The sequence below is a fragment of the Thalassolituus hydrocarboniclasticus genome (assembly GCF_025345565.1).
In the GTDB taxonomy this organism is placed as follows: domain Bacteria; phylum Pseudomonadota; class Gammaproteobacteria; order Pseudomonadales; family Oceanobacteraceae; genus Venatoribacter; species Venatoribacter hydrocarboniclasticus.
Genome location: NZ_CP054475.1, coordinates 3850475 through 3874958, shown reverse-complemented (window position 1 = coordinate 3874958; position 24484 = coordinate 3850475). Strand labels below are relative to the sequence as shown.

21 protein-coding genes are annotated in these 24484 nt (G+C 56.0%); 8 read left to right on the top strand and 13 right to left on the bottom strand.

All coding sequences use genetic code 11. The annotated features are described in order from the left end of the window. Positions 1-100: 100 nt before the first annotated feature. Both HUF19_RS17375 and smrA read right to left on the bottom strand, forming a co-directional pair. On the bottom strand, positions 101-661 hold the full coding sequence (locus HUF19_RS17375) for a DJ-1/PfpI family protein (RefSeq protein ID WP_260997770.1): 561 nt from the start codon (positions 659-661) through the stop codon (positions 101-103). A 95-nt stretch (positions 662-756) separates the two neighbouring features. Continuing rightward, positions 757-1356 (bottom strand): DNA endonuclease SmrA, encoded by a 600-nt coding sequence (smrA, locus tag HUF19_RS17370; protein WP_260997769.1) that lies wholly within the window; start codon positions 1354-1356, stop codon positions 757-759. 186 nt (positions 1357-1542) lie between these two features. On the opposite strand from smrA, the gene HUF19_RS17365 reads away from it, so the two are divergent. Beyond that, positions 1543-2163, top strand: a complete 621-nt coding sequence (locus HUF19_RS17365; RefSeq protein ID WP_260997768.1) for a type 2 periplasmic-binding domain-containing protein — start codon at positions 1543-1545, stop codon at positions 2161-2163. A 77-nt stretch (positions 2164-2240) separates the two neighbouring features. Here HUF19_RS17365 and HUF19_RS17360 read toward each other — a convergent pair whose 3' ends face one another. Then, on the bottom strand, positions 2241-2996 hold the full coding sequence (locus HUF19_RS17360) for a DUF481 domain-containing protein (RefSeq protein ID WP_260997767.1): 756 nt from the start codon (positions 2994-2996) through the stop codon (positions 2241-2243). A 142-nt stretch (positions 2997-3138) separates the two neighbouring features. Here HUF19_RS17360 and HUF19_RS17355 point away from each other — a divergent pair, with 142 nt between their 5' ends. From HUF19_RS17355 to HUF19_RS17345, 3 genes are all read left to right on the top strand, one after another. Further along, positions 3139-4482 (top strand): MATE family efflux transporter, encoded by a 1344-nt coding sequence (locus tag HUF19_RS17355; protein ID WP_260997766.1) that lies wholly within the window; start codon positions 3139-3141, stop codon positions 4480-4482. A gap of 77 nt (positions 4483-4559) precedes the next feature. Beyond that, positions 4560-6470 carry a methyl-accepting chemotaxis protein gene (locus HUF19_RS17350; RefSeq protein ID WP_260997765.1) on the top strand — a complete coding sequence of 637 codons (1911 nt, stop codon included), beginning with the start codon at positions 4560-4562 and terminating at the stop codon, positions 6468-6470. Positions 6471-6663: 193 nt separating this feature from the next. Next, a complete protein-coding gene (locus tag HUF19_RS17345; RefSeq protein ID WP_260997764.1) occupies positions 6664-7737 on the top strand; it encodes a patatin-like phospholipase family protein in 1074 nt (357 codons plus the stop codon). 53 nt (positions 7738-7790) lie between these two features. On the opposite strand, the gene HUF19_RS17340 is transcribed toward HUF19_RS17345, so the two are convergent. From HUF19_RS17340 to argE, 7 genes are all read right to left on the bottom strand, one after another. Then, positions 7791-9377, bottom strand: a complete 1587-nt coding sequence (locus HUF19_RS17340) for a TonB family protein (RefSeq protein ID WP_260997763.1) — start codon at positions 9375-9377, stop codon at positions 7791-7793. A 90-nt stretch (positions 9378-9467) separates the two neighbouring features. Further along, complete coding sequence (locus tag HUF19_RS17335) at positions 9468-9899, bottom strand: phosphate ABC transporter substrate-binding protein (protein WP_260997762.1); 432 nt, start codon at positions 9897-9899, stop codon at positions 9468-9470. Between the two features lie 11 nt (positions 9900-9910). Beyond that, positions 9911-11137, bottom strand: coding sequence for a porin (locus HUF19_RS17330; protein WP_260997761.1), 1227 nt, complete (start codon positions 11135-11137; stop codon positions 9911-9913). Between the two features lie 177 nt (positions 11138-11314). Further along, on the bottom strand, positions 11315-12190 hold the full coding sequence (locus HUF19_RS17325) for a bile acid:sodium symporter family protein (RefSeq protein WP_260997760.1): 876 nt from the start codon (positions 12188-12190) through the stop codon (positions 11315-11317). A gap of 205 nt (positions 12191-12395) precedes the next feature. Continuing rightward, a complete protein-coding gene (locus HUF19_RS17320; RefSeq protein ID WP_260997759.1) occupies positions 12396-13163 on the bottom strand; it encodes a spermidine synthase in 768 nt (255 codons plus the stop codon). Between the two features lie 13 nt (positions 13164-13176). Next, positions 13177-14481, bottom strand: a complete 1305-nt coding sequence (gene argA / locus HUF19_RS17315) for an amino-acid N-acetyltransferase (protein WP_260997758.1) — start codon at positions 14479-14481, stop codon at positions 13177-13179. Between the two features lie 62 nt (positions 14482-14543). Continuing rightward, complete coding sequence (argE, locus tag HUF19_RS17310; protein WP_260997757.1) at positions 14544-15692, bottom strand: acetylornithine deacetylase; 1149 nt, start codon at positions 15690-15692, stop codon at positions 14544-14546. A gap of 74 nt (positions 15693-15766) precedes the next feature. Here argE and HUF19_RS17305 point away from each other — a divergent pair, with 74 nt between their 5' ends. The 3 genes from HUF19_RS17305 (at position 15767) to HUF19_RS17295 (ending at position 19565) form a co-directional block, all read left to right on the top strand. Further along, positions 15767-17173: a CYTH domain-containing protein gene (locus HUF19_RS17305; RefSeq protein WP_260997756.1), complete on the top strand. Its 1407-nt coding sequence runs from the start codon at positions 15767-15769 to the stop codon at positions 17171-17173. 41 nt (positions 17174-17214) lie between these two features. Then, complete coding sequence (gene tfpB / locus HUF19_RS17300; protein WP_260997755.1) at positions 17215-18987, top strand: type IV pilus assembly ATPase TfpB; 1773 nt, start codon at positions 17215-17217, stop codon at positions 18985-18987. Between the two features lie 80 nt (positions 18988-19067). Then, positions 19068-19565: a 3'-5' exonuclease gene (locus tag HUF19_RS17295; protein ID WP_260997754.1), complete on the top strand. Its 498-nt coding sequence runs from the start codon at positions 19068-19070 to the stop codon at positions 19563-19565. Positions 19566-19648: 83 nt separating this feature from the next. Here the strand turns inward: HUF19_RS17295 and lpxL are convergent, their stop codons facing one another. The 3 genes from lpxL to hldE are packed head-to-tail and all read right to left on the bottom strand — an operon-like array spanning position 19649 to position 22966. After that, positions 19649-20578: an LpxL/LpxP family Kdo(2)-lipid IV(A) lauroyl/palmitoleoyl acyltransferase gene (gene lpxL, locus HUF19_RS17290; RefSeq protein WP_260997753.1), complete on the bottom strand. Its 930-nt coding sequence runs from the start codon at positions 20576-20578 to the stop codon at positions 19649-19651. Further along, on the bottom strand, positions 20571-21539 hold the full coding sequence (rfaD, locus tag HUF19_RS17285; RefSeq protein ID WP_145467729.1) for an ADP-glyceromanno-heptose 6-epimerase: 969 nt from the start codon (positions 21537-21539) through the stop codon (positions 20571-20573). Before rfaD ends, lpxL begins: the two co-directional genes overlap by 8 nt. After that, positions 21536-22966 carry a bifunctional D-glycero-beta-D-manno-heptose-7-phosphate kinase/D-glycero-beta-D-manno-heptose 1-phosphate adenylyltransferase HldE gene (gene hldE / locus HUF19_RS17280; RefSeq protein ID WP_230331032.1) on the bottom strand — a complete coding sequence of 477 codons (1431 nt, stop codon included), beginning with the start codon at positions 22964-22966 and terminating at the stop codon, positions 21536-21538. The genes rfaD and hldE overlap by 4 nt, the downstream gene beginning before the upstream one ends. A 189-nt stretch (positions 22967-23155) precedes the next feature. Here hldE and waaA point away from each other — a divergent pair, with 189 nt between their 5' ends. After that, on the top strand, positions 23156-24424 hold the full coding sequence (gene waaA, locus HUF19_RS17275) for a lipid IV(A) 3-deoxy-D-manno-octulosonic acid transferase (protein ID WP_260997752.1): 1269 nt from the start codon (positions 23156-23158) through the stop codon (positions 24422-24424). The last annotated feature ends 60 nt before the right edge of the window (positions 24425-24484 follow it).

Below are 24484 nucleotides of genomic sequence, written 5' to 3'. Positions count from 1 at the left end.
CTGAGGCAATCAGTCCGGTGCCCATTATGTCGCGCAAAGGAAAGGGATTGCACCCTCCTTTACGCGCACTCAGCATCATGCCGATTCTGACAGGTACTGATTACTGCAACAGGGCATTAAACTGCGCCAGCCACTGTGGGTGGGCAGGCCAGGCCGGAGCGGTAACGATATTGCCGTCGGTCACGGCCTGATCGACGGCGATGTCGGCATAGATGCCGCCGGCCATGGTGACTTCCGGTGCACAGGCCGGGTAGGCCGAAATTTTGCGTTCGCGGATAACATCAGCAGCGGTCAGCAGCTGCGCGCCATGGCAAACCGCAGCAATGGGTTTGCCAGCACTGGCGAAGTGTTTCACCAGTTCCAGCACGCGGCTGTTCAGGCGCAGGTATTCCGGTGCACGGCCACCGGGCAGCAGCAGGGCGTCGAATTCCTGTTCGTTAATGCCGGCGAAATCTGCATTCAGTACAAAATTATGGCCGGGCTTTTCGCTGTAGGTCTGGTCGCCTTCGAAGTCGTGGATCGCGGTACGGACACTGTCGCCGGACGCTTTATCCGGACAGACCACGCTGACGCTGTGACCGACCATCTGCAATGCCTGAAACGGCACCATCAGTTCGTAATCTTCGACGTAATCGCCGGCAATAATGAGGATATTCGCCATGAGCGCTGCTCCGTATTGTTGTTGTGGAACAGCGAGTCTGGCGGATTGTGAGGCGTGACTGGTAACAGCGGATTACTACAGCCGCAAGCGAGTGATCAGAGGCGGCCTTTACTGAACTGTTCGCGCGCGGCCTGTTTTTTCCGCTCGCTTTTACGCAGCAGTACGTAAAAGGCTCCGGCGCCGCCATGATGGGGCTGGGCGGTGTGGTAGGCCTGAACGTCGTCCAGCTCTTCGAGCCAGTGCACCAGATAACTTTTTAATACCGCCGGGTCATTGATATTGCGGTCGCCTTTACCGGGCAGTATCAGCACGCTGCGGATATCGTGCGCCATACAATCCTGAATAAAGCGGTAAAGTTCGCGCCGTGCTTCGTCGATGGTGCGGCGGTGCAGATCGAGGCGGGCTTCGGTTTCGTATTTACCCAGCCGCAGTTTGCGGAATACCCCATCCTGAATACCGGGACGTTTATAGCCAATCACATCGTGCGGGCCAACGCGTTTTACTTCGCTGGTCTGCAGGCGGTTACCATCCTGCTCTTCGGGCTTTTGTTGTGCGGCCAGACGGCGTGCCGCAGCGCTGGCCTGTGACACATCACCTTTACGCAGCTCTACCCGCTCTTTTGTTTGCAGTGGTTTAACGCCCTGCATTTCCTGCAGAAACAGCTGCTCTTCGGGATCGTTGTTGGTATCGCTCATGGTCTTCGTCGTACAGCACAGATGCCCTATGATAACGAACATTTACGGCGTCCGTCTCGCAGAACACAATGGAATATATCCATGGATTTCCTGTGACAATTCTTTGCAATGGCGGACACAACTTTGTGTGGTAATCCGTACACTGATCAGCGTAAACATAGCCCGGCAAAGCCTGAGGAACGAATAATGAGACAGACCCTAATCAAAGCCGCTGGCGCCGCCTTGATCCTGTTACTGGCCGGCCAGAGTCTGGCCTTTGGTGGCAAGCATCGCGAAATAGACTGGGATGATGAACTGGAATTAACCGATGCTCAGGAAGAACGCATCGAGGAAATTGAACATAAGTACGAAAAGCAGATCTGCGAATTGCGCAAAGCGGCCGGCGGGAAAGGTGAAAACCGCGGCAAAGTGCACGGTTTAGTACAGACTATGCGGGCGGAAATTCAGCAGGTGCTGACAGAGGAGCAGCGTCAGCAGGCGCAGAGTCTGATGCGCGAGCAGCACGCGAAAATGCAGAAAAAACACGCCAAAGAGCTGGCGCGTAAACTGGATCTGAGCGACGAGCAGAGAAGTGCGCTGTTAAAAGGCGTTAAAGAACTCAGGGACAACTATCAGTGGCCGCTGGATCAGCTTCAGCGTGAGGCTGCGCGTCAGCAGTTTGAGCAACTGGTGCAGAGCGTGCTGACTGCCGAACAGCAGGAAAAGTGGGCGGCGATGAAAGAAAAACAAGTGCGTAAGTGGCATCATCCTGACGAAGAAGGTCTGGATGCTCACCATGGCCGTTATAAAGAAAAAGACTGCGATTAATAATCCGGTTTATCGGATACAAAAAGCCCGCGTAATAACGCGGGCTTTTTGTTATCTGCGGTGGCAGAACAATCCGATCAGAAGCTGTACACCAGAGTGACACCAAACTCGGTATCGGTGTTTTCGCTGTCTGCCGGCACCTTATCAACGTACTTCACTTTGTACGTCAGTTTGGTCGCCAGGCTGCCGTTGATCTGGCTTTTAAGGCCGGTTTCCGATTTATAAATGCTGTTGCTTTCACCCAGCTCGGCACTGAATTCTTCAATAAACTCGACGCCTTTCTGAATGGTCCAGTGATATTTGACCGCCAGACGGGCAATAGCCTCTTCGTCGATTTCACCGCTTTCTTTCAGTTTGTCGCGACGGTAACCGGGGCCGGCTTCGAGATCGAGTTCCATATTCTGCTGGTGGATCGCACGGTAACCATAACCGGCAGCGAACGTTGACTGATATTCAAAACCGCTGAAACGGTCGCGTTCCTGATCGCCGACAATGGCAAGGTAGGAATATTCACTGAAATTACGGTCAAGCTGAATCGTACCGCCGTATTTTTCCTTGGAGGTTACACCATCTTCCTTACTGGTCAGGGCATCCAGCTTGAGAGCGGAGTCCCACAGTTCACCGTCACGCTTAACCGCAAATTTACCGTTAATGCTGGAAGTATCGGTGTTGCCTGAAGTACGGATGGTACCCAGCTCTGCGGAACCACCCCAGATCGGAAATTCCGCTGCAGTGGCTGCATCGGCCGCTGCTTCTTCTGCGCTTGCGTGCGCAGCCGGCAGTAACAGAGACAATACAGAAAGTGATGAAATAATCAGGGTCTGGTGACGCATAGCATCCTCTTTGAGCAAAAATCTTGCCGCAGGGTAGCGAGCGGGTGTGCTCAGTGCAAGTTCAGGCGGGGAGTTACAGGCCTGTCATGACAGCGTTTTAGTGTAGAGTGAGCGCAGAAAAATAATTCATAAGGAGGCCACTGTGCGCCAAGCCATTCTCAGCGGCCCGGTCAACCGCACACTCTACAGCCTGACCCAGCCGATGGTGCTGGGCATTATGGCTGTCTTCTTTTTCAACATGGTGGATACCTGGTTTATCAGCTTGCTCGGAACCGAAAGTCTGGCAGCAGTGGGCTTTACTATGCCGGTCACCATGCTGGTGATGAATCTGGCGATTGGTCTGGGCATTGCCATGTCCGCTTTAATTGCGCGCGCGGTGGGTGCTGATGACAACCTGCAGGCACAGCGTGCCGCGATGGCGGGCTTGCTGCTCAGTTTATTGCTGGGCGTGGTGATTGCCGTGGCGGGTTGGCTGAGCAATGACGCGTTGTTCCGCCTGCTGGGCGCCGGAGATGAACTGCTGCCGGAGATCCGCCGCTATATGGTGTTCTGGTGGCCCGGCGCCATCGTACTGCTGCTGATGATGATGCAGAACAGCGCCATGCGGGCGACCGGTAATACCAGGCTGCCGTCACAGATGATGATGGTGGCAGCGGTGCTGAATGCGTTACTCGATCCGCTGCTGATTTTTGGCTGGGGGCCATTGCCGGGTATGGGGATTGGTGGCGCGGCGCTGGCCAGTGCGCTGTGCTGGATTCTGGTGCTGCTGGTGATTATGACCCGCCAGCGCCGTGAAGGTTATATCAGCCGTCATGGCATGGGCTGGCACGAAGTACGGGTGTTGTGGAAACGAATGCTGCAGCTGGGTGTTCCGGCGATGGTGACCAATATGATGGTGCCGGTGGCCGGTGCCATTCTGCTGGTGATGGTGGCGCCGCTGGGGCCGGAAGCCGTGGCTGGTTTTGGTGTCGGCATGCGTCTGGAGCCGTTCGCCATCGTGGTGATTCTGGCGCTGACTTCAACTCTGCCGGTATTTGTCGCGCAGAATCATGCGGCGGCTCAGTACGACCGTATCTGGCAGGCCCTGTACAGCAGCTTCCGTTTTCTGGCCTTGTGGCAGGGAGCAGTGTGTTTGATTTTCTGGGTTACGGGCCATTGGTTGGCGCAGCTGTTCTCCGCTGAGCCTGCCGTACAGCAAAGCATTGTTGAGTACATACGCTGGCTGCCGCTGGGCTATGCCGGCATGGGTATTGTGCTGTGTGTGAATTCTGCGCTGAATTCCCTGCAGCGCACCCAGACCTCGATGGTGATTAACTTTGTCCGCCTGTTTGCCTTTTATGTGCCGGGTGCCTTTATCGGTGCGGAGATGGGCGGCTACCCGGGCCTGCTGATAGGTGCGGCGGCAGGTAATCTGCTGATGGGCGCGCTGTTGCTGTGGCGGGTGCGGCATTACCAGTTACAGATGGCAACGGCCGAAGTGAACTGAAGTTGGTTGTCAGGCGGCAGGTGCCGTTTTTGACTGCTAGTCTGAAAGGATGATTTTTTTCCCTTCAGGAGTCCTTCATGACCATCCGCCAGAAATTACTGCTTACTATGGGCGGTGCTTTGTTGCTGAGTGTGGCACTGGTTGTCGGTGTCGGTATCTGGCAAAACCGCCAACAACTTGAGACCTACTGGCTGGGCTCTGCCCTGCCGGCGAACATCCGCTCCATTGCCCATGAAATTGAAAAAGATCTGGTTGGTGGTATCACCGCTTCTGAGCTTATCGCCAGCAACACTCTGATGCAGGACTGGATTGAGCGTGGTGAGCCACAGGATGAGTGGGCGCTGAATCAGGAGTTTCTCGGCAATATTGCCCGCCGGCAAAAGGCCGACAGCGCTCATTTTGTGTCGGCGCTGACCCGCAACTACTACACCCAGCAAGGCCTCAGCCGTACGGTTACCACAGAAAATGACGGCTGGTTTTTCGGTTTCCTCGATAAAGGCCTTAAACGCGCGCTGCAGCTGGATGTGGATAAAAGCACAGGTAAGCCGACTTTATTCATTAATATCCGTATTGAGCGCAATGGCAAAGCGCTTGGCATCAGTGGCTTAGGCATTGGTCTTGAGGAAATGGCGGAACGTATCCGCAAATTCCGCTTCGCTGAAACCGGCATTGTGTATCTGACCGACAATGCCGGAAAAATCCTCATTCATCCCGATCTTAAATTGTCCGGTATCGATCTGGCTCAGCATGTTCCTGCAACTGCAGCACAAGCCCTGCTGGCAGCCAAAGCCGGTGATCTGACCGAGTTTGAACGCGATGGCGAAGCCGTCATTGCTTCCGCCATGCAGCTGGACACTGTCGACTGGCATCTGGTGGTCGAGGTGCCGCGCGATGAGATTTACGGGGTATTACACAAGGCGACGCTGCTGTCGCTGACCGTTGGTATTGTCACTGCTCTGGTATTTCTCGGCCTGATTGCCGTGCTGGCCGACCGCATGACATTGCCTTTGCGCCGTATCACTCAGGCACTGGTCAGTATTGGTCAGGGGGGAGGCGACCTGACCCAGACCCTGAAGGCGGACAGTAAAGATGAACTGGGTCAGCTGGCGCGTGGCTTTAACGACTTTATGGAATCGCAGCGGCAGATGATCCGCGGCATTCTCGATACCGCTCAGCAGGTAAAAACCTATACCGAGCAGATTGAAGAAGTGGTCACCACCAATCACAGCTGGGCGTCTGAGCAGAGCAAACTGACCGATTCGGTTGCGACCGCAATTTACGAAATGGAAGCGACGGTACAGGAAGTGGCGCGCAACGCCACGGAAACCGCTACCAAGCTGGAAAGCGTTAGTGGCGATGCCGGTCGTATCCGTGGCGATATGGAGCGCTCGGTTACTCAGGTAAACAGCATGTCCGGGGATATCCGCGAGTCAGCAGAAGCCATTGGCCAGCTGGCGCAGCAGGTGAACGATATTGGTCAGGTGATTCAGGTCATCAGCGCGATTTCTGAGCAGACCAACCTGCTGGCACTGAATGCCGCCATCGAAGCGGCCCGTGCCGGCGAACATGGCCGTGGTTTTGCGGTAGTGGCCGATGAAGTGCGTAATCTGGCGCGCCGTACCCAGGAATCAACCAGTGAGATTGAAGCCATTATCGAACGTCTGCAGCAGGGCTCGCAGCGTGCGGTTAAGGCAATGGAGGCTGGTGAAGGGGCGACCTCTGAAACGGTATCGGCAGCCAAGCGTATGGGCGAAGCGCTGAGCAATATCAGCGAAAACGTCGGTGATGTGGTGGGTCTGAGTCATCAGGTTGCCACGGCAACGGAAGAGCAGAGTTCGGTAACGGAAGATATCAGCCGTAACGTGCAGAATATTGCGGAGTTGAGCAGCCGTTCCAGTGACGGCCTGACCACTTGCCAGCAGGAAGTGAAAGAGCTGGCCAAGCTGGCGCAACAACTGGCGCAGCAAATGATGCAGTTCCGGCTGTAGTGTCAGATGCGGGCGCAGTGCCCGTATTTGGTCCGGAATGTTATGAATTGCTGCAGCTACCGCCTTATGGCTGACGTTTTGGCTACCGCAGTCCGGGTAGAATGGCTATTTAGCGGTTCCTTAGCATCTTTGCCCCTTAAGTCTGTCATATGAACAGGGTACAAAGAGCCCTTTCATTATGATGGAGCGGGGCATGAAGCCTGCCTTAAAAATTTTTGCCGGACGTGAAGCATTGGCGCATATCCGCGCCAATGGTCTGCAATCATCAGATATAGACATGATACTGGGCGCTTCCGGCGGTCCTAAATGGCTGACGCTGGCGGCAATGGATCGTTATCTGCTGAGCGAGTGGGTACGCGACCGCCGGCAGCCACTGCATGTAATGGGCACTTCCGCCGGTGCCTGGCGCATGGCCTGTTACGCTCAGAAAGACCCGCTGGCGGCTCATGCCCGCCTGCAGGAAGCCTATATCAGTCAGCAGTACGCCTCGGCCAAACCGACAGCGCAGGAAGTGGCAGCGGTTTGTCGCCATATTCTGGATGTGATTCTTGGCGAAACCGGTACACAGGAAATTATCAATAACCCGCTGGTGCGTTACCACACGATGGTGGCGCGCTGCCGTGGTCTGGCTGCTGCCGATCATAAAATAACGCAGAGTTTAGGTCTGGCCGGCGCCATGGCGGCCAATCTGATCGCCCGCAGCGCCATGCGCCCGTGGATTGAGCGGGTGGTGTTTCATCATCCGCAGCGGGCGCCGATTGATCATTACCCGCATCTGCCTGCCCGTCATGTAACCCTGACTGAAGATAATCTGCGTCCGGCGATTCTGGCCAGTGGCGCGATTCCGCTGGTGATTGCCGGGGTGCGTAATATTCCCGGTGCTCCGCCCGGAACCTACCGCGATGGTGGTATTACCGATTACCAGTTTGATCTGCCGGTGCTGCCGGAAAAAGGCTTTGTGCTGTATCCGCACTATTTTGCCAAAGCCCCGAAAGGCGGCTGGTTTGATAAGAAACTGCGCTGGCGTACGGCCTCGCGGGAGAACTATCGCCGCACCATCATCATCGCTCCGTCATGGGAGTTTGCAGCGACATTGCCGGGTGGACGTATTCCCGATCTTGAAGATTTTTACGATTACCCGGATTACAGCGCGCGTCGCCGGCGCTGGGATATTGCGCTGGCCGCCTGTGAACGGCTGGGGGATGAGCTGGCGGATATTGATCAGCAGCAGCGCTGGGCGGAAGTGGCAGAGCCGCTGCCCTGGTGAGGTAGCGGCTGCCATGCCTGTCTGAGCTGGCAGACTGGCATGGCAGGCATGTATCAGAGCTTGAAGTCGTAGCTGACTTTAAACTTCAGCCCGGACGCTGCCAGTCCGGCTGGCAGCGGCGGAAAGGGTGCGCTCTGTTTGACGGCATTGATTAATGCCTGGGTCAGTTCGCGGTGACGGTTGTTGCTGAGTTCTTTAATTTCGCCCAGTTTGCCGTCGCGCAGAATTTCCACCTGCAGCTCAATCAGGCCTCTTTTCTTCAGAATCTGTGCGGCTTTCGGGTATTCCACCGCACTCAGAATACGTTCGCGCTGCACTTCTTCGTAGCTCTGGCTCAGCTGTTCCTGTTGTGCTGGTGGCGCCTTCTTCACCTGTAAGGATTTCGGCGGTTGCGGCATGGTCAGCGGCTGTTGTTCTGCGCCCTGCAGTGAGAACAGGTAGCGTACGCTGAGCGGCCACTGCTGACCTTCGAGATCATCACTGATGCGGATTTTGCCGGCGGCACTCTGCACCGCACGCTGCACTTCGGTGATTAATAACTTGGCAACACTTTCGTCACGGGGGCGCAGGTTAAAGGCTTCTCCGGTGCGGTTCAGCTCCAGATCCATTTCCACCAGACCTTCCTGAGCAAACTGTTTGGCCCAGGCCGGGTAGCTGACTTCGGCTTCCAGCTGGCGCTGTAACTGCCACTGCAGCTGCTGCAGGTAGTAGTCCTGCTCGGCGGCAAGAACCGCTGCGCTCTTGCTGCCGGTGTTGTTCGCGCTGGCGGCGTTTTTGTTGCTGGCCGGTTGCCGGGACGCTTTTGCCAGACGCTCAGCCTGAGCCTTGATCGCGGTGGCCTGGGCCAGGCGCAGTTGCTCGGCACGTTGTCTGGCGAGCTTTTCAGCGGCTTCACGGGCGGCGCGTTCTTCGGCCAGACGGCGGGCTTCAGCCTGGCGCTGCTGTTCAGCCTGTTGAGCGGCTTTTTCGGCTTCCTGCTCGGCTTTAAGCGCCATCTGCTGCTCGCGTTCGCGCTTGGCCCGTTCGGCATTCAGCCAGCCGGAATACAGCTGTTTGCGTGCGGCCGGAATTTCGTGGGTCAGCAGCAGGCGGCGGTTTTTCTCGGCGGCGGCGGAGTTGTCCTGCTGCAGGATCTGCTGGCGGAATTCACGTGATGGCGGCAGCTTGCCGATCCAGGTATTGAGCAGGTAGTTAAACAGTTCGACGCCGCTGCTTTCGATCACCGCTTCGCGGTTAAGCAGAACGCGGGTGTTACCGCCGGGCTGGTATTCAATGCTGATTTCATCATCGCGCTGCAGGTCATCGCGCGGAAACTGGGTAAATTCCATCACTGCCTGCTGCAGCTGGGTATCGCCGCTGAGATCGTTATTGATGGAGATGTTGTTCTGCCACTGCTGCGCCCATTTGCGCGGTGACCAGCGTTCGGTGCTGACAATCAGCTGCATGCGCTTGGCGGTGGAAGGGGAAAGAATGGCATCCGGATTTTGTTCCGGAGCGGGCAGATATAATCCGGCGACATAGTATTCGCGGGTCAGGTAGTAATAGGACGCGCTGCCGTTGAGTACCAGTTCTGCTGCCTGTAGCTGTGAAAATGGCAGGGGTCCGGCCAGCAGAGCGATCATCAGTAATGCTCGGATCATATTTCGCATCCTTGTTGCTATGGGGCGGGCAAGAGTAAGACGGATTGCTGTGATAAAAACAGCCCCGGACGCATGCGTCCGGGGCCCGGCTCAGTCTTTGATGGTGTAGAGCACGGCCACACTCGGATCAACGGCATAGGCGTTGATATAACCGATGGCGTGTGGGTCGGCGGCAACCGCAGCCTTCATGGCATCGGCATTGCTGACTTCACGTGGTGGCTGTTTCTTACCGGCGAAGATTGAACGCGACCAGAACGCGTGCAGCTGGGATGGCGTTTTGTTCAGTATTTTGACACCGAACTGTTCGCGCACACTGTCGCCTTTGGCCAGATCGTAAGGCACGGCCGCCGTCCCATCAGGAAACTTGCTGGCCTTACCCAGATAGATACGCTCAATCAGGTCGGCATCGATACCTGTGTAAGTATTATTATTTTTCAGATTGACGATCACTGCGATGTCGGCCCAGCTGGCGGCGCTCAGGCTCAGCAGAGTGGTCATTCCCAGGGCTTTGATAAATTTCATGTGTCAGCTCCTCAGAATACCAGCTGTAATGCGGCGCGATAGAGAGTTCCGGAGGCGCCTGGCAGGCCCTGGTTGGTTTCCTCTATGTGGTGGGTCGCTTCCAGTTTGAAGGCGGTTGCTTCATCCAGGTCGTAGCGCATACCGAGGGTGATACTTTCGTCTTCACCGCGTGTGCCCATGGCTTTCTGCACGTCACCCACTTCACCACCGTCAAGACGGTCACGGGAGGTCGAGTAGGTGGTATGGATGGTCAGAGCGTCAAAACGCTTGGCCAGCGACGCCAGCCAGGCGAAGTTATCGATATACAGACCGGAGTCGAAGTTGATAACCGCGGTTTCGGCGATAAAGCTCCAGTCGCCGTTATCCCAGGTCGTTGCCAGGTTGTAGTAGCGGGCTTTTTTGTCGTCGAAGTTGAAGGTCTTCTGTGTTTCTTCACTCATACCGTCTGTCAGCAGGGTGGCGGCGGTCTGGGCGATATCGATACGGCGGGCACCGCTGGCGGCCAGGTCGTAAAGCGCGATATCCGGGTTTTTACCGCCGGCGACGTCGATCAGGGTCTGCATATCCGCGGCAGTATCCAGCGTCATCTGCGTCTGTTGCATACCAAAGCGCAGACCGAAGTTGCCCATATACAGATTCAGGGTGGCACCGGCGAAGTTGTTCAGCTCAGCCTCATAGGCTTCGTTAAACAGCATGAGTTCTTTGTCACGGCGACCGTAGTTCAGCTGAATCTGGCCGTCGAAGCTGTCAAAGCTGAAGCGTTTGATGATGTCAGCACCGTTGTAATCAGAGAACGGGATACCGTAAGCATCACCGGTCGGGCGGATCCAGTTGTAGGCGTAACCAACATCAAGGAATTCTGAGTAATAGAAGAACGGAATACGCAGACGACCAAAACGGATGTCGGTGCTGTCATTCAGTGCGTGGCTGATAAAGGCCAGTGAGGTGCGTACCGCGAAGTCTTCTTCACCTTTGGCGGTCAGCTGGATAGTGGCGTTAGTGCGCTCACTGATCTCTTTACTGATCTGCAGGCCCATCATGGTGTCGCGGTTGAAAAATTGCGGGTCGCCTGATTCGTAGGCCTCGATGGTGATGTCATCCTCATCAAGGTAATAAGCACCGGCATTAAGGAAGCCGTATACGTTAAGGCCGTTGTCGGCGATCGCCTGACTGGTTGCGCACAGTAACAGCGCGCCTGGCAGCAGGCTTTTGGTCGTGGATAGAATTCGGGTTCGCATAGAGTCCTCCGTGAATGACGGCGCGGATTCTAGCTTAAATGGTACTTTAGTTGTGTATTTGCGGCGGATATTTTGCGGGATGTGCGTCACAAAAACGCATACGGCTGCATCCCGGGACAAACTGAACGGGCCGGGCGCTTTTGGCCCGGCCATGCTGTCCGTCAGGGAGTGTGTTCTTCAGGCCACGGCGACCTGGCGGCGGTCGCGACGTAACACCGCAATGGTAAACAGGCTGGCACTGATAAACATGATCAGGCTGTAAACGCTCGGGGCGATCGACATTTCGGCGCTCTGCAGGATGCTGGTGGTGATCAGCAGGGCCAGGGTTCCGTTCTGTAAACCGACTTCAAGACTGATGGCGCGTGCCTGCGCTTCGCTGTGCAGGAACCAGCGTCCGGCCAGATAGCCAAGGCCCATGGTGCTGATGTTCAGCAGCAATGCAGCCGGTCCGGCCTGCAGGGTAAAGCCAATCAGCTTATCGCCGAGGTTAATACAGATAGAGACGATCACCGCAATCAGCACAATCACAGAGAAGCGAGTGATCAGTGGCTCCATACGGCGCGCGAAGTGCTGCCATTTTGCGCGGATCGCCATACCAATCACCACCGGAATCACGGTGATAATCATCAGCTTGATCCAGGTGCTGACAATCGGCAGCTCAAAGTGTGAGCCGGCATCGCTGTAATGGTTAATGGCCCAGACGCCGAGTAACGGAATGCTGAACGGTGTAATAAAACCAATCACCGCGGTCAGTGATACCGACAGGCCAACATCGGCCCGGGCGAGAAAACTGTACAGATTGGAGGTGGTACCACCGGGGCAAAGGGCAAGAATAAACAGACCGATAGCCATTTCACCATGCAGACCGGTAATGGCGATGACCGCCATTGCGATCAGTGGCAGCAATAACATCTGACAGAAAGCACCGATCAGAAAGCCCCTTGGCTGGCGGAATACACGGCGGAAATCTTCCGGAGTGAGGCCGAGACCAACGCCGACCATAATTAAAATCAGGGCGACCGGCAGGCCGATCTGAATTAGTGACTGCAACATACTGAGTACTCTTGTTGTTATTCTGGCTGTTATTTATTGGCGGTTGTTATTCTGCTGATCAGACGTGGGCAGTCAGGGGGCTGCTCCATGCTGATCTTGTCATCAGCACGCTACCCTATGGCTGCAGCTGCGGCAACGGCTGTTCGTGTCACTAAACCGGGAAGTTTGTAATTCTTTGTAGGCGCCAGTGCATGATGTGGCTGTATCAGCGGTGACGATAAAAGCCTTTCACCACATTCCACAGATTAAAACCGGCCAGCGGTGAGCGCTGCACGCAGCGTTCGCGGGCCGTTTTTTTATCGGCAATTTCTGCGTATTTACTGGCCCAGAGAATCCAGTTGCCATCGGTGGTGGTGCTTTGCAGTAATTGCGGGAAGCGCTGTTTTAACTGCGCCAGACAGTCGGTCTGTTCGCGGTGTTCTTTCCATAAATTCAGTACCAGCCAGCCGTGGGCCGATAAATGGCGTTCGCATAAATCGAGAAAGTCGCTCTGCAATACCAAAGGATCAAGGCCATCGGCCAGATACAGATCGCAGATTAATAAATCGCACTGTCCCTGCTCGCTGTTGCGTAAAAATTCGGCGGCATCGCTGACATGGGTGCTCAGACGCTTATCACGGGGCAGAGCAAAATACTGCTGCGCGATCTGAAACACCGCCTGCCGGATATCCACCGCCTGAATTGTCGCCTGCGGCAGCCAGTGGAACAGTGTGCTGGCCAGAGTACCGCCGCCGGTTCCCAGCAGCGTGATATTCGCCGGTGGTGTCGAGGCGTCGGATTGCATCAGCACGGCGACCATGGCACGGGCATATTCGTGCTGTAACTGCAGTGGCGCACTTTTCAGCTGGCAGCTTTGTTCGTCGGCGGTGCCAAAACTTAAATAGCGTTTATTGCCGTCGTCGAACACCAGAATGGGGCCGAATTCATCGTAACGCCGATGAATTTCGCGCCCCAGGTGAGAGAGTGAAATCACGGTTGCTTATTGCTCACAAGGATTTGAAAAATACCTTGGAATTACGCTGGAAGTTATACAGCTTCTGCCGTTCCTGCGGTAATTCGCTGACGGCACCGGCAACAAAACCATTTTCGATAAACCAGTGGGCGGTACGTGTGGTTAACACAAATAATTGTTTGTACTGACGCCGCTGGGCTTCCTGCTCAATCTGTTCGAGCAGACGCTGACCGCGATTGGTACCGCGATAATCGGCATGCACCGCCACGCAGGCCAGCTCGGCTTTGTCGTCGGAGTAAGGATAGAGCGCCGCACAGGCGGTGATCATGCCGTCGCGTTCAATCACATAAAAACGCTGAATTTCGTTTTCCAGTAATTCCCGTGAACGGCGCACCAGAATGCCCTGCTCTTCCAGCGGACGCAGTAATTCAAGAATACCAACCACATCGTCGCTTCTGGCATTACGCAGCTGATCGTAGGCGTATTGCGTGACCATGGTGCCACGCCCTTCGCGTGAGAATAATTCCTGCAGCAGGGCACCGTCGTCGGCGTAACTCAGCAGGTGTACCCGTGGCACGCCCTGACGCACGCTTTTTATCGCCGCTTCGGCATGGCAGCGCACTTCGCCTTTCCAGGCCTGCAGACGCGGTTCAAGATCCATACAGGTTAATTCTTTAATCAGCTCGCCGTCGTCATCCAGCAATCCGGATTGCTCGCCCATAATAATTAATTTATCGGCGCGCAGTGCCACGGCGGTGTGCTGTGCTACGTCTTCAACCGTGAGGTTAAACATTTCGCCCGACGGCGAGTAACCGGCCGATGACAGCAGCACGACGTTACGCTGTGCCAGTAATTCGCTGATGGCCTGATGTTCAATGCGCCGCACTTCGCCGGTGTGCTGATAATCAACACCGTCAATCACGCCCAGTGGTTTGGCGGTGACGAAATTACCGCTGACCACGCGGATGCGTGCGCCGTGCATCGGCGAGTTGGGCAGGCCGATGGACAGACGTGATTCGACATCGGCCTTTACCATGCCGACCGCCGCTTTTACTGCATCCAGTGCTTCGCCATCGGTGATGCGTAAATCGTTGTGAAAACGGCTCTGGATATCCAGCTTGCTTAATACCGCATCAATCTGTGGTCGCGCGCCATGCACCAGTACCAGGCGTACGCCAAGGCTGGTCAGCAGGGCGATGTCCTGCACCACATGATTGAAATTGTCGTGCGCAATGGCATCGCCTTCGAACATGATGACGAAGGTTTTACCGCGGTGCGCATTAATGTACGGCGATGATTGACGGAACCATTGCACGTAAGCGGTGGTATCTGGATTCACTCGGCTTTTTCACTCCTGAAACAGGTTTTTAATGTTGGCGTTGATTTAAGCATGAGCCGCGCTCAGACAGAAGGGTGCAGACAGAAGCGCTCAATCAGGCCGCGTAATAATTCCACACAGGGTTCAATCTGATCCTGCGCCAGATATTCATCCACCTGATGCGCCTGATCGATATTACCCGGCCCTAGCACAATGGTGTCGATGCCCAGTTCCTGTAAGAAAGGTGCTTCAGTGGCGTAATTAACCGCTGCACTGGTATGGCCGGTTAAGCGTTCGGCGGCCTGAACCAGTGGGCTGGTGGCGGCGGTTTCAAACGAATTCACGCCGGGAAATAACGGCTCGAAAGAAAACTCGACGCGGTTCTGCTCGGCAATGGGGTTTAACCGCTGGCGGATTTCTTCGCGCAGATCGTCGTTGCTCATACCCGGCAGGGTGCGCAAATCGAACGCCAGTTCACAGCTGCCACAGATACGGTTGGGGTTATCGCCACCGTGAATACAGCCAAGGTTGAGCGTCGGTACCTGCACGGCAAAATGCGCGTTCTGATAACGGCCGGCCAGATCGCGGCGCAGATTCATTAATTCATTCATCACCGGCACCATGGCATCGAGGGCGTTGGTGCCCAGATCCGGGTTGGATGAATGCCCGGCTTTACCGGTTAAGCGCACGCTCTCCATCATGATGCCTTTGTGCATACGGATGGGTTTTAAGCTGGTGGGTTCACCGACCACCGCATAGCGCGCTTTCGGCTTACCCTGCTGCGCCAGCGCGCGCGCGCCGCACATGGAGCTTTCTTCATCGGCGGTGGCGAGAATAATCAGCGGCTGTTTAAAGTCGCTGGCCTGATAGTGCTTAAGGGCTTCGAGAACCAGAGCGAAGAAGCCTTTCATATCGCAGGTGCCGAGCCCGTAAAAACGGCCGTCACGCTCAGTCAGGGTAAAAGGGTCGGACTGCCAGCGTTCCGGATTACAGGGCACGGTATCGGTATGACCGCTGAGCACCAGGCCACCATCACCACGCCCCAAGGTGGCAATCAGGTTGGCTTTACCGGGGAAGCCCTCAAGCGGCAGGATTTCGCAGGCAAAGCCCAGCTCACTGAACCATTGGGCGAGGGTGTTGATCACCGGCAGATTGCTTTCATCGTATTCCGGCAACACCGAGCTGATGCTGTTGTGAGCAATAAGAGTGGTAAGACGGCTGATCAGATCCATAACTGGCCCTTTGCGGTTCGCATATTGATGTATTCCGGCTTGCTTATCGTCAGGCGCCTCATGACAATAGCGCCATGACTAAAGAAACCGAACTCAAGCTCCGTATCAGCCCGCAATCTTTGCCTGCGCTGACTCAATTCCTGAACACTCAGGCCCGGCCTCTGAGCCATTCTACGCTGAAAAACTGGTACCTCGATACGCCCGCAGCGGCGTTATCGTCGGCCCGTGCGGCTTTGCGTATCCGCCAGCACGGCGATGGCTACGAACAGACGCTTAAAACCCGTGGCCAGAGCCAGGCTGGCATACATCAGCGTGGTGAATGGAACTGGCCATTAACCTCCCCACAGCTCGACAGTACCCTACTGCAGAGGGCCGAAGTGGCTGAGCACTGGCCAGCCAGCATCAATGTTGCTGAACTGGGCGAAATCTTCACCACCCATTTTGAACGCCAGGCCTGGCTGTGGCAGCTGGATGGCTGTGAAGCCGAAGTGGTGCTGGATCAGGGTGAGGTGAGCAGCGGGCGCAAGACCCTGCCGTTGTGCGAAGTCGAGCTGGAATTAAAACAGGGCGATGCCGCCGGTTTGTGGGCAATTGCCCTGCAGCTGGCTGAACAGGCGCCACTCTGGCTGAGTGATATCAGCAAGGCTGAACGTGGCTACCGTCTGGCGCGCCTAAGTCAGCCCTGGGCACAGACGCCGGACGTCAGCGCCGCAGACGATATGGCCGAAGCTCTGCCGCAGTGGCTGAGCTATGAATTCTTACACCTGCAGCGTGCGCTGGAGCATTGTCTGTGGGACAGCAATATCCACGCAGCGCTGGATGCCTGGACCCACTGGCAGGCGCTGCGTGCCCTGCCGCAGCTGGCGGGTAAAGTGATCCGCCGTAATCAGACCCGCGCCCTGCGCGATGCGCTGGACCAGCTGCAACAGCCATTGCAGCAACTGGCGGCTACGGCCCAGCTGCTCAGCTATCTGCGCTCTGCCGATGAAGAAAGTGACGTACACGAAGAACTAAATAGCCTGCAGGCGGTCTGGATGCAGCGCCTGCAACAGCTGCGTGATGACGCCGGGCTCGCCAGCGCGCTGACACAGGCAGCGGCGGCGTTGTATGCGTTGCCGCCGTTAAAAGAAGGCAGCGAGCAGGCCGGTCACTGGCTGCGTCATTTACTGCGTCAGCATCAGCCATTGCTGGAACAGCTTAAGCGACAGCGGCCACAGTCGACCGAGCAGTGGCGTGGTATGGCACACGAGCTGGCTCTGCTGTGCATGGCCTGTGATTATGGCCGTGCCTTGCCGCAGGTAAATGCGCCCGGCGAAACAGTGTGGCGCGCGCTGTCTGATATGCTTAACGCAGAAACTTTGTTACAAAGACCCTGGCCCCTGCCGCCGCTGAACCCGGCTGCCGGTGCTGAGCAGCGCACAGCTGATGACTACAGCGGCTGGGCAGAAGAGCATCTGCAGCATCTGGCCAGACAACTCTGAGGCGGCTGCGCAGAGAACATACACGGATTGGGGAATGACACATGCAGGCTCAGGCGGAACGCCAACTCTCATTACCATCGCTGATTGAAGATCTGCGCCGCGACCAGCTGCTCAACGACGAAGATCATCAGCTGGCACTGAGCATCCGCCGTAAACCGGAAGAGAAAAGCCTGCACGTCCTCACCCTGCTGGCTAAACAGAATTTCGCTGACGCCCGCCATAAAGGCCGGGTGTTGAATGAGCATCTGCTGATCGACTGGCTGGCTGAGCGCCATAAAATGGAAGCCGTACAGATTGATCCGCTGGAAGTGGATGTGTCGGCGGTGACGGATGTGATGTCTTACGCCTTTGCTGAGCGTCACCGTATTCTGGCGGTGAAAGTCAGCACCGATACCGTGGTGGTCGCCTGTGCCGAGCCGGAAGTGGACAGCTGGATTGCCGACGTTGAACACGTGACCCGTCGTCAGGTGAAACGTGTGCTGGCCGCGCCCAGTGATATCGAACGTTACCGCGTAGAGTTCTATCAGCTGGCTAACTCGGTCAACCGTGCCCGCCAGAGCCATAAAGGCGCCAGCGTGGTGCAGAATCTGGAGTCCATGCTGGAGCTGGGCAAAGCCCGCGCGCCGGATGCCAACGACGAGCACATCGTCAATATCGTTGACTGGTTACTGCAGTACGCTTTCGATCAGCGCGCCAGTGATATTCACCTCGAGCCACGGCGCGAAGTCGGCCATGTGCGCTTCCGAATCGACGGCGTGCTGCACAATGTTTATGAACTGCCGGCGCAGGTTGCGATGGCAGTGGTGGCGCGGATCAAATCGCTGGGGCGGATGAACATCGCCGAAAAGCGCAAACCCCAGGACAGCCGCTTAAAAACCAAAACCCCGTCCGGTCAGGAAGTGGAGCTGCGTTTGTCGACGCTGCCGACCGCCTTTGGTGAAAAACTGGTGATGCGGGTATTTGATCCGCAGGTGCTGGTACGCAGTTTCTCTGAGCTGGGTTTCAGCAAAGAAGACAACCGCCGCTGGGCGGAAATGACGCGCAACAACCACGGCATCATTTTTGTTACCGGGCCGACCGGTTCCGGTAAAACCACCACGCTGTATTCCACCCTGAAACAGCTGGCGACCCCGGAAGTGAACGTGTCCACCATCGAAGATCCGATCGAAATGGTGGAGCCGGCGTTTAACCAGATGCAGGTACACCCCGGCATCGACCTGACCTTCGCCAGTGGCGTACGCGCCTTACTCCGTCAGGACCCTGACATCATCATGGTCGGTGAGGTGCGTGACCTCGAGACCGCCGAAATTGCTGTTCAGGCAGCATTAACTGGCCACCTTGTCTTATCCACTCTGCACACCAATGATGCGCCTTCGGCCTTTACCCGTTTAATGGAACTGGGATTGCCGGCCTATTTAATCCGCTCCAGCGTACTGGGCGTGATGGCGCAGCGTCTGGTGCGGACGTTATGCCCGCACTGCAAGGTGAAAGAAAAAGTCGATGAGCACGCCTGGAAACAGCTGACCGCTCCCTGGCTGGTGAAAACGCCCGAGCATGTGTACGCCGCCAAAGGATGCCTCGAATGCCGTGGCACCGGTTATATGGGGCGGATGGGGATTTATGAAGTGATGCCTATGACCGAGAATCTGGAAATGATGATCAACGACCAGATGGATCACATCAAACTGCGTCAGAGTGCGATGAAAGAAGGTATGCACAGTCTGCGCTTAAGCGGTGCACATAAGGTCGCCGCCGGTATGACCACCGTCGCAGAAGTGATGCGTGTGGCGCCTTTGTCGAAAATGCAGTCGTAAAGTGTCAGCCGCTGCGTAGAGAGCCAGCGCTGCAGCGACTAGAATGAATATTTAAATAAGAACAGTAAGGAAATGCCCTCGTGGATATCAGCGTACCCCCCATTATCGACCTTGAGGCCTCCGGTTTCGGACGGGGCAGCTATCCGATTGAGGTGGGCTTTGCGCTGGAAGATCGCATGGTACACAGCTTTCTGATCAAGCCGGCGCCGACCTGGCTGCACTGGAGTGTGGAGGCTGAGCTGATTCACGGTATCTCGCGCGAACAGCTGCAGGAAGAAGGCATGACCCCGCGCGAAGTGGCGCTGAAAATGAACGAAATCCTGCGCGGCAAAACCCTCTATTCCGATGCCTGGAGCTTTGACAGCTCGTGGATGGGACGTCTGTTCGACGAAGCCGAACTGGTGCAGCGTTTCCGTATTGAGACCATCAACAAACTGCTGACCGCAGAGCAGATGGAAGCCTGGCACGACACCAAAAAATCCCTCTGGCATACCATGAATATTGAGCGCCACCGTGCGGCTAATGATGTGCAGGTACTGCAGGAAACGTTTTTGCGGGTAACCGCCAGTACGGTCTGAGCCTGATTGCGAAAACGTATCAGCCGCCCATAAAAAAACGAGCCCCAGTGGCTCGTTTTTTATGTTCGCACGGCAATACAGAGTCATGCACGACGATACAGCATCCCTTTTTTCTCTTTCGCGTCCGGGCGCGTTTTAAAGCGCTGGTGCAGCCATAAATACTGGCTTGGATGCTGGCGCAGTTGCTCTTCAAGGAAAGCATTGGCCACACGGGCGTCGGTGCTGTCGTCTTCACCGGGAATCGGCAACGGATCATGAATGGTCATGGTGTAACCACGGTTATCGTCGTTGCGGAAATAGGTGATCGGCATCACCAGTGCGTTACCGGCTTTGGCGATACGTGAAGTTGCCGTAATGGTTGCTGCAGGTACGCCGAAGAAATCGACAAAGACACTGTTTTTACGGCCAAAATCCTGATCCTGCGCGTACCAGAGAATATCGCCCTGTTTCAGGGTGCGGATAAAACCGCGGATATCTTTACGGGTAAAGCAATGCTTATACAGACGGCCACGGTTCTGCTCCATCAGATAATTCATCACCAGATTATTCTGCGGCCGGTAACTGACGTTAAAGGTCAGTTTATTACTGAGCAGCGTACCCGCCAGATCAAGCATGGAGTAGTGCGCGCCGAGCAGCATAATGCCGCGTCCTTCGGCCTGAGCCGCCGCCACTTTTTCCAGGCCCACAAAGGTGGTTCTGTTGACCAGATAATCCGGTTTGCGGAACCAGGCAATCATGGTTTCCATGATGCCGATACCGTTGTCGATAAACACCTGACGTACCAGAGCACGCTGTTCCTGCGCAGATTTCTCCGGGAAACACAGACGGATATTGACCTCAACAATATTACGCCGGCTTCTGGCGGCTTTATGCAGCAGCAGTCCGAGGCCTTTGCCGATACGCAGCTGCACGGCAAACGGCAGGCGGGTAATGCATACCATCAGTCCGACCAGCAGCCAGACCGGCCAGTGTTGCGGTTTTAACAGGGCTTTAGGGAAATGCTGCTCAGCCATTTAACCAGTCCATATAGCTGAACACACCCTGTTCTACGGTCGCGAAATCAGCGCTGTAACCAGCCGCGCGCAGGGCGCTGATATCGGCTTCGGTAAAGCTCTGGTAGGCGCCTTTTAAATGATCCGGGAAAGGAACGTATTCTTTTCTGCCGTTGATTTGTTCTGCCGCCGGGCGCTCGCTGTGCCATTTAATAACGGCATCGGCGACGTCGTTAAAGCTCTGGCACTGGCCGGTACCCAGGTTGAAAATGCCACTCTTGTCCGGGTTGGCCCAGAACCACAGGTTCACCTTCACCACATCGCCGACAAAGACAAAATCGCGGCGCTGTTCACCATCACCATAACCGCCACTGCCGCCGAACAGTTTGCATACGCCATTGTCTTTCAGCTGGTTATTAAAGTGGAAGGCCACCGATGACATCGAGCCTTTGTGCTGTTCGCGCGGGCCGTAGACATTGAAATAACGGAAACCGACGACCTGGCTGGTCAGTGTGTGCTGAATGGAACGCACATACTGGTCGAACTGCCATTTGCTGTAGCCATAAACATTCAGCGGTTTTTCGTGGCTGCGTTCTTCTTTAAACACATCGCTGCCGCCGTAAACGGAAGCGCTGGAGGCGTACAAAAAGGCAATGCCTTTAGCCTGGCAGGCGTGCAGCAGCACTTTGGAATATTCGTAGTTATTTTCCATCATAAATTTGCCGTCCCACTCGGTGGTGGAGGAGCAGGCGCCTTCGTGGAAAATCACTTCGACGTTATCAAGGATGCCGTCGTTATTTTTTACCCGTTGCAGGAAATCGTCTTTATCCAGATAGTCGGCGATATCGCAGTCGCTGATGTTATAAAACTTTTTACCATCGCTCAGGTCATCGACCACGATAATGTCTTTACGGCCCTGTTCGTTCAGGGTTTTAACGATGTTGCTGCCAATAAAGCCGGCGCCGCCGGTTACGATAATCATGCTTCGGTCTCCTGAATTTTTTTCACAATCGCGGACGTTGAGCAGTTGTCTTTAAAGCTCAGAATAATTACGTCGCCGCCGTTGTTCTGTACACACTGACCACCGGCAATCTGCTCAATGGTGTAGTCGCCACCTTTCACCAGAATATCCGGCAGAATACGGCAGATTAAACGCTCCGGGGTATCTTCGGCGAAGGGCACAACCCAGTCGACACTTTCCAGTCCGGCCAGTACGGCCATACGGTGGTCAAGCGGATTAATCGGCCGGGTCGGGCCTTTTAAACGGCTGACGGATTCATCGGAATTCACCGCCACCAGTAAACGGTCGCCCAGCGCTTTGGCTTCTTTTAAATACTGCACATGGCCGGGGTGAATAATGTCAAAACAGCCGTTGGTCATCACCAGGGTTTCGCCACGGCTGCGGGCTTCCTCTACCAGTAATTGCAGGCTGTCTTCGTCGAAAATACCGGCGCCAAGACGGTTTTCGCTGCGCAGGTCGCGGCGTAATTCTTCCGTGGTGACCGTGGCGGTACCCAGTTTGCCGACCACGATACCGGCGGCGGTATTGGCCAGCACGGTGGCTTGTTCCAGCGGCTGGCCGGCGGCCAGTGCGGCGGCCAGTACGGAGATTACGGTATCGCCGGCACCGGTAACATCGTAAACCTCACGTGCCCGCGCCGGCAGGTGGAAAGGTTCCTGCCCGCGCTGGACCAGGGTCATGCCTTTTTCGCTGCGGGTCACCAGAATGGCCTGCAGGTCGTAATCACTGATCAGTTTCCGGGCCTTGGTAACCAGGGTGTCATCGTCTGCGGCAGGGCCAACCACGGCTTCAAACTCGCTCAGATTCGGCGTGATCAGGGTAGCGCCGCGGTAGCGCTCAAAATCGGTGCCTTTTGGATCAACCAGAACCGGTACAGAAATTTTCCGCGCGGCACTGATCAGATCCTGCGGATTGCTCAGCGCGCCTTTGCCGTAGTCGGACAAAATCACGACGTTGGCGGCGGCCAGACGCTGATTGAAGTCGGCGTACAGATTGCTGAGATCGGTAGCGTCGAAGGCTTCTTCAAAGTCGAGGCGGATCAGCTGCTGGTGGCGGCTCATAATCCGTAATTTGGTGATGGTCGGGTGACTCGGGTGTTCAAGGAAGCTGCAGTTCACATTGGCCAGTTCGAGCATGGCGGCCAGCGCTTTACCGTTTTCGTCGTTACCGGTAATGCCCAGCAGATCGACGCCAGCGCCTAAGGTGGCAATGTTCAGGGCAACGTTACCGGCACCACCGGCGCGGTTTTCCACGTCCTGAATCTTTACTACGGGAACCGGTGCCTCCGGCGAGATACGTGATGTCGGGCCCTGCCAGTAGCGGTCGAGCATTACATCGCCAAACACCAGTACGCGGGCCTGGTGAAAATCGGGAACGGTTACATCCATAGTGTTTTACACGTCTGCAGCTGTCAGAAAAATGAGCGGAGGAGTTTAACATAGAGCCCGGCAGCGGTGTGCTACTCCGTGCGCACGGTCGCGGCCGTGTTTTTATGTTTCAAATTGCGCCAGCCACTGCCGCATCATCAGCCTGTGGTATGATGCCGCGCTTTGATCCGGGTTAACGGCGGGAGTTCTGTGGCGCGTTTTTTTTATTCTCTGTTGTACGCTTTCTTACTGCCTGTACTGGTATTGCGTTTGTGGTGGCGTGGCCGGCTGAATCCGGGATATCGCCAGCGTCTGCGTGAGCGCTTCGGTATTCTGCCGCATCGTCCGCCGGCCAATGGGTTATGGATACATGCAGTATCGGTAGGCGAAACCCTGGCGGCGGCGCCTCTGGTTAAGTCCTTTCAGGTACGCCATCCGAATGTTCCGGTGATCGTCACCACCACAACCCCAACGGGGTCGGAGCAGGTGCAACGCCTGTTTGGTGCCGGTGTTTACCATATGTATCTGCCTTACGACCTGCCCTGGTTCTGGCGTAACTTTCTCAATGCCCTGCGTCCCGGTTTGCTGGTGGTGATGGAAACTGAACTCTGGCCTAACCTGCTGGCCTGCTGTGAGCAGCGGCGCATTCCGGTGATGCTGGCCAATGCCCGGCTGTCAGAAAAATCAGCCCGTGGTTATGAAAAATTTGCCGCACTGACCCAACCGATGCTGCAACGCCTGACTACAGTAGCGGTGCAGAATGCTGCCGATGGCCGGCGCTTTCTCGACCTCGGCCTGCCGCCAGAGCGGCTTGAGGTGACCGGCAGTGTGAAATTCGATATGGATGTGCCGCCAATGGTACAGGCACAGGGAGTGGCGTTGCGTGAGCAGTGGGGGGCTGAGCGTCCGGTGCTGGCGCTGGCTTCCAGCCATGCCGGTGAAGATGAGTTGCTGCTCGATCTGTATCCGCGACTGCTGGCGGCTTGTCCGCAGTTGTTGCTGTTGCTGATTCCGCGTCATCCGGAGCGCTTTGAAGTCGTAACCAATGCAGTACGCAGCCGTGGCTTGCGGGTGCAGCGCCGCAGCAGCGGCAGTGCCTCTGAGCAAACGCAGGTTTACGTGGCCGACACCATGGGCGAGATGCTGCAGTTGTTGGCCGCCGCCGATCTGGTGCTGGTTGGTGGCAGCCTGATTGCCCACGGCGGACACAATCCGATTGAACCGGCAGCGCTGGGTAAAGCCACCCTGATTGGCCCGCACCATATGAACTTCGCGGTGATCGTCGATAATCTGCAGAATGCCGGCGCGCTGGCACTGGTCAGCGATCAGGCGGATGAGTTGCTGGAGCAACTACAGAATTATCTGAGCGATGCCGACCTGCGCAGCCGTATGGGCGCTGCCGGACAGGCGGCAGTCGATGCCAACCGTGGTGCGGTGAAGCGCCTGACCGAACTCTGTGGGGCGCATCTGAAGCTGTAAGATGGCCCGATAAGCAGGCAATAAAAAACCCGCCGCGGCGGGTTTTTTATTATCCGTAAT

Coding starts and splice junctions, on each gene's coding strand:
- HUF19_RS17375 (WP_260997770.1), bottom strand. CDS start 661: ATGGCGAATATCCTCATTATTGCCGGCGATTACGTCGAAGATTACGAA.
- smrA (WP_260997769.1), bottom strand. CDS start 1,356: ATGAGCGATACCAACAACGATCCCGAAGAGCAGCTGTTTCTGCAGGAA.
- HUF19_RS17365 (WP_260997768.1), top strand. CDS start 1,543: ATGAGACAGACCCTAATCAAAGCCGCTGGCGCCGCCTTGATCCTGTTA.
- HUF19_RS17360 (WP_260997767.1), bottom strand. CDS start 2,996: ATGCGTCACCAGACCCTGATTATTTCATCACTTTCTGTATTGTCTCTG.
- HUF19_RS17350 (WP_260997765.1), top strand. CDS start 4,560: ATGACCATCCGCCAGAAATTACTGCTTACTATGGGCGGTGCTTTGTTG.
- HUF19_RS17345 (WP_260997764.1), top strand. CDS start 6,664: ATGAAGCCTGCCTTAAAAATTTTTGCCGGACGTGAAGCATTGGCGCAT.
- HUF19_RS17340 (WP_260997763.1), bottom strand. CDS start 9,377: ATGATCCGAGCATTACTGATGATCGCTCTGCTGGCCGGACCCCTGCCA.
- HUF19_RS17335 (WP_260997762.1), bottom strand. CDS start 9,899: ATGAAATTTATCAAAGCCCTGGGAATGACCACTCTGCTGAGCCTGAGC.
- HUF19_RS17330 (WP_260997761.1), bottom strand. CDS start 11,137: ATGCGAACCCGAATTCTATCCACGACCAAAAGCCTGCTGCCAGGCGCG.
- HUF19_RS17325 (WP_260997760.1), bottom strand. CDS start 12,190: ATGTTGCAGTCACTAATTCAGATCGGCCTGCCGGTCGCCCTGATTTTA.
- argE (WP_260997757.1), bottom strand. CDS start 15,692: ATGGATCTGATCAGCCGTCTTACCACTCTTATTGCTCACAACAGCATC.
- HUF19_RS17305 (WP_260997756.1), top strand. CDS start 15,767: ATGACTAAAGAAACCGAACTCAAGCTCCGTATCAGCCCGCAATCTTTG.
- tfpB (WP_260997755.1), top strand. CDS start 17,215: ATGCAGGCTCAGGCGGAACGCCAACTCTCATTACCATCGCTGATTGAA.
- lpxL (WP_260997753.1), bottom strand. CDS start 20,578: ATGGCTGAGCAGCATTTCCCTAAAGCCCTGTTAAAACCGCAACACTGG.
- rfaD (WP_145467729.1), bottom strand. CDS start 21,539: ATGATTATCGTAACCGGCGGCGCCGGCTTTATTGGCAGCAACATCGTT.
- hldE (WP_230331032.1), bottom strand. CDS start 22,966: ATGGATGTAACCGTTCCCGATTTTCACCAGGCCCGCGTACTGGTGTTT.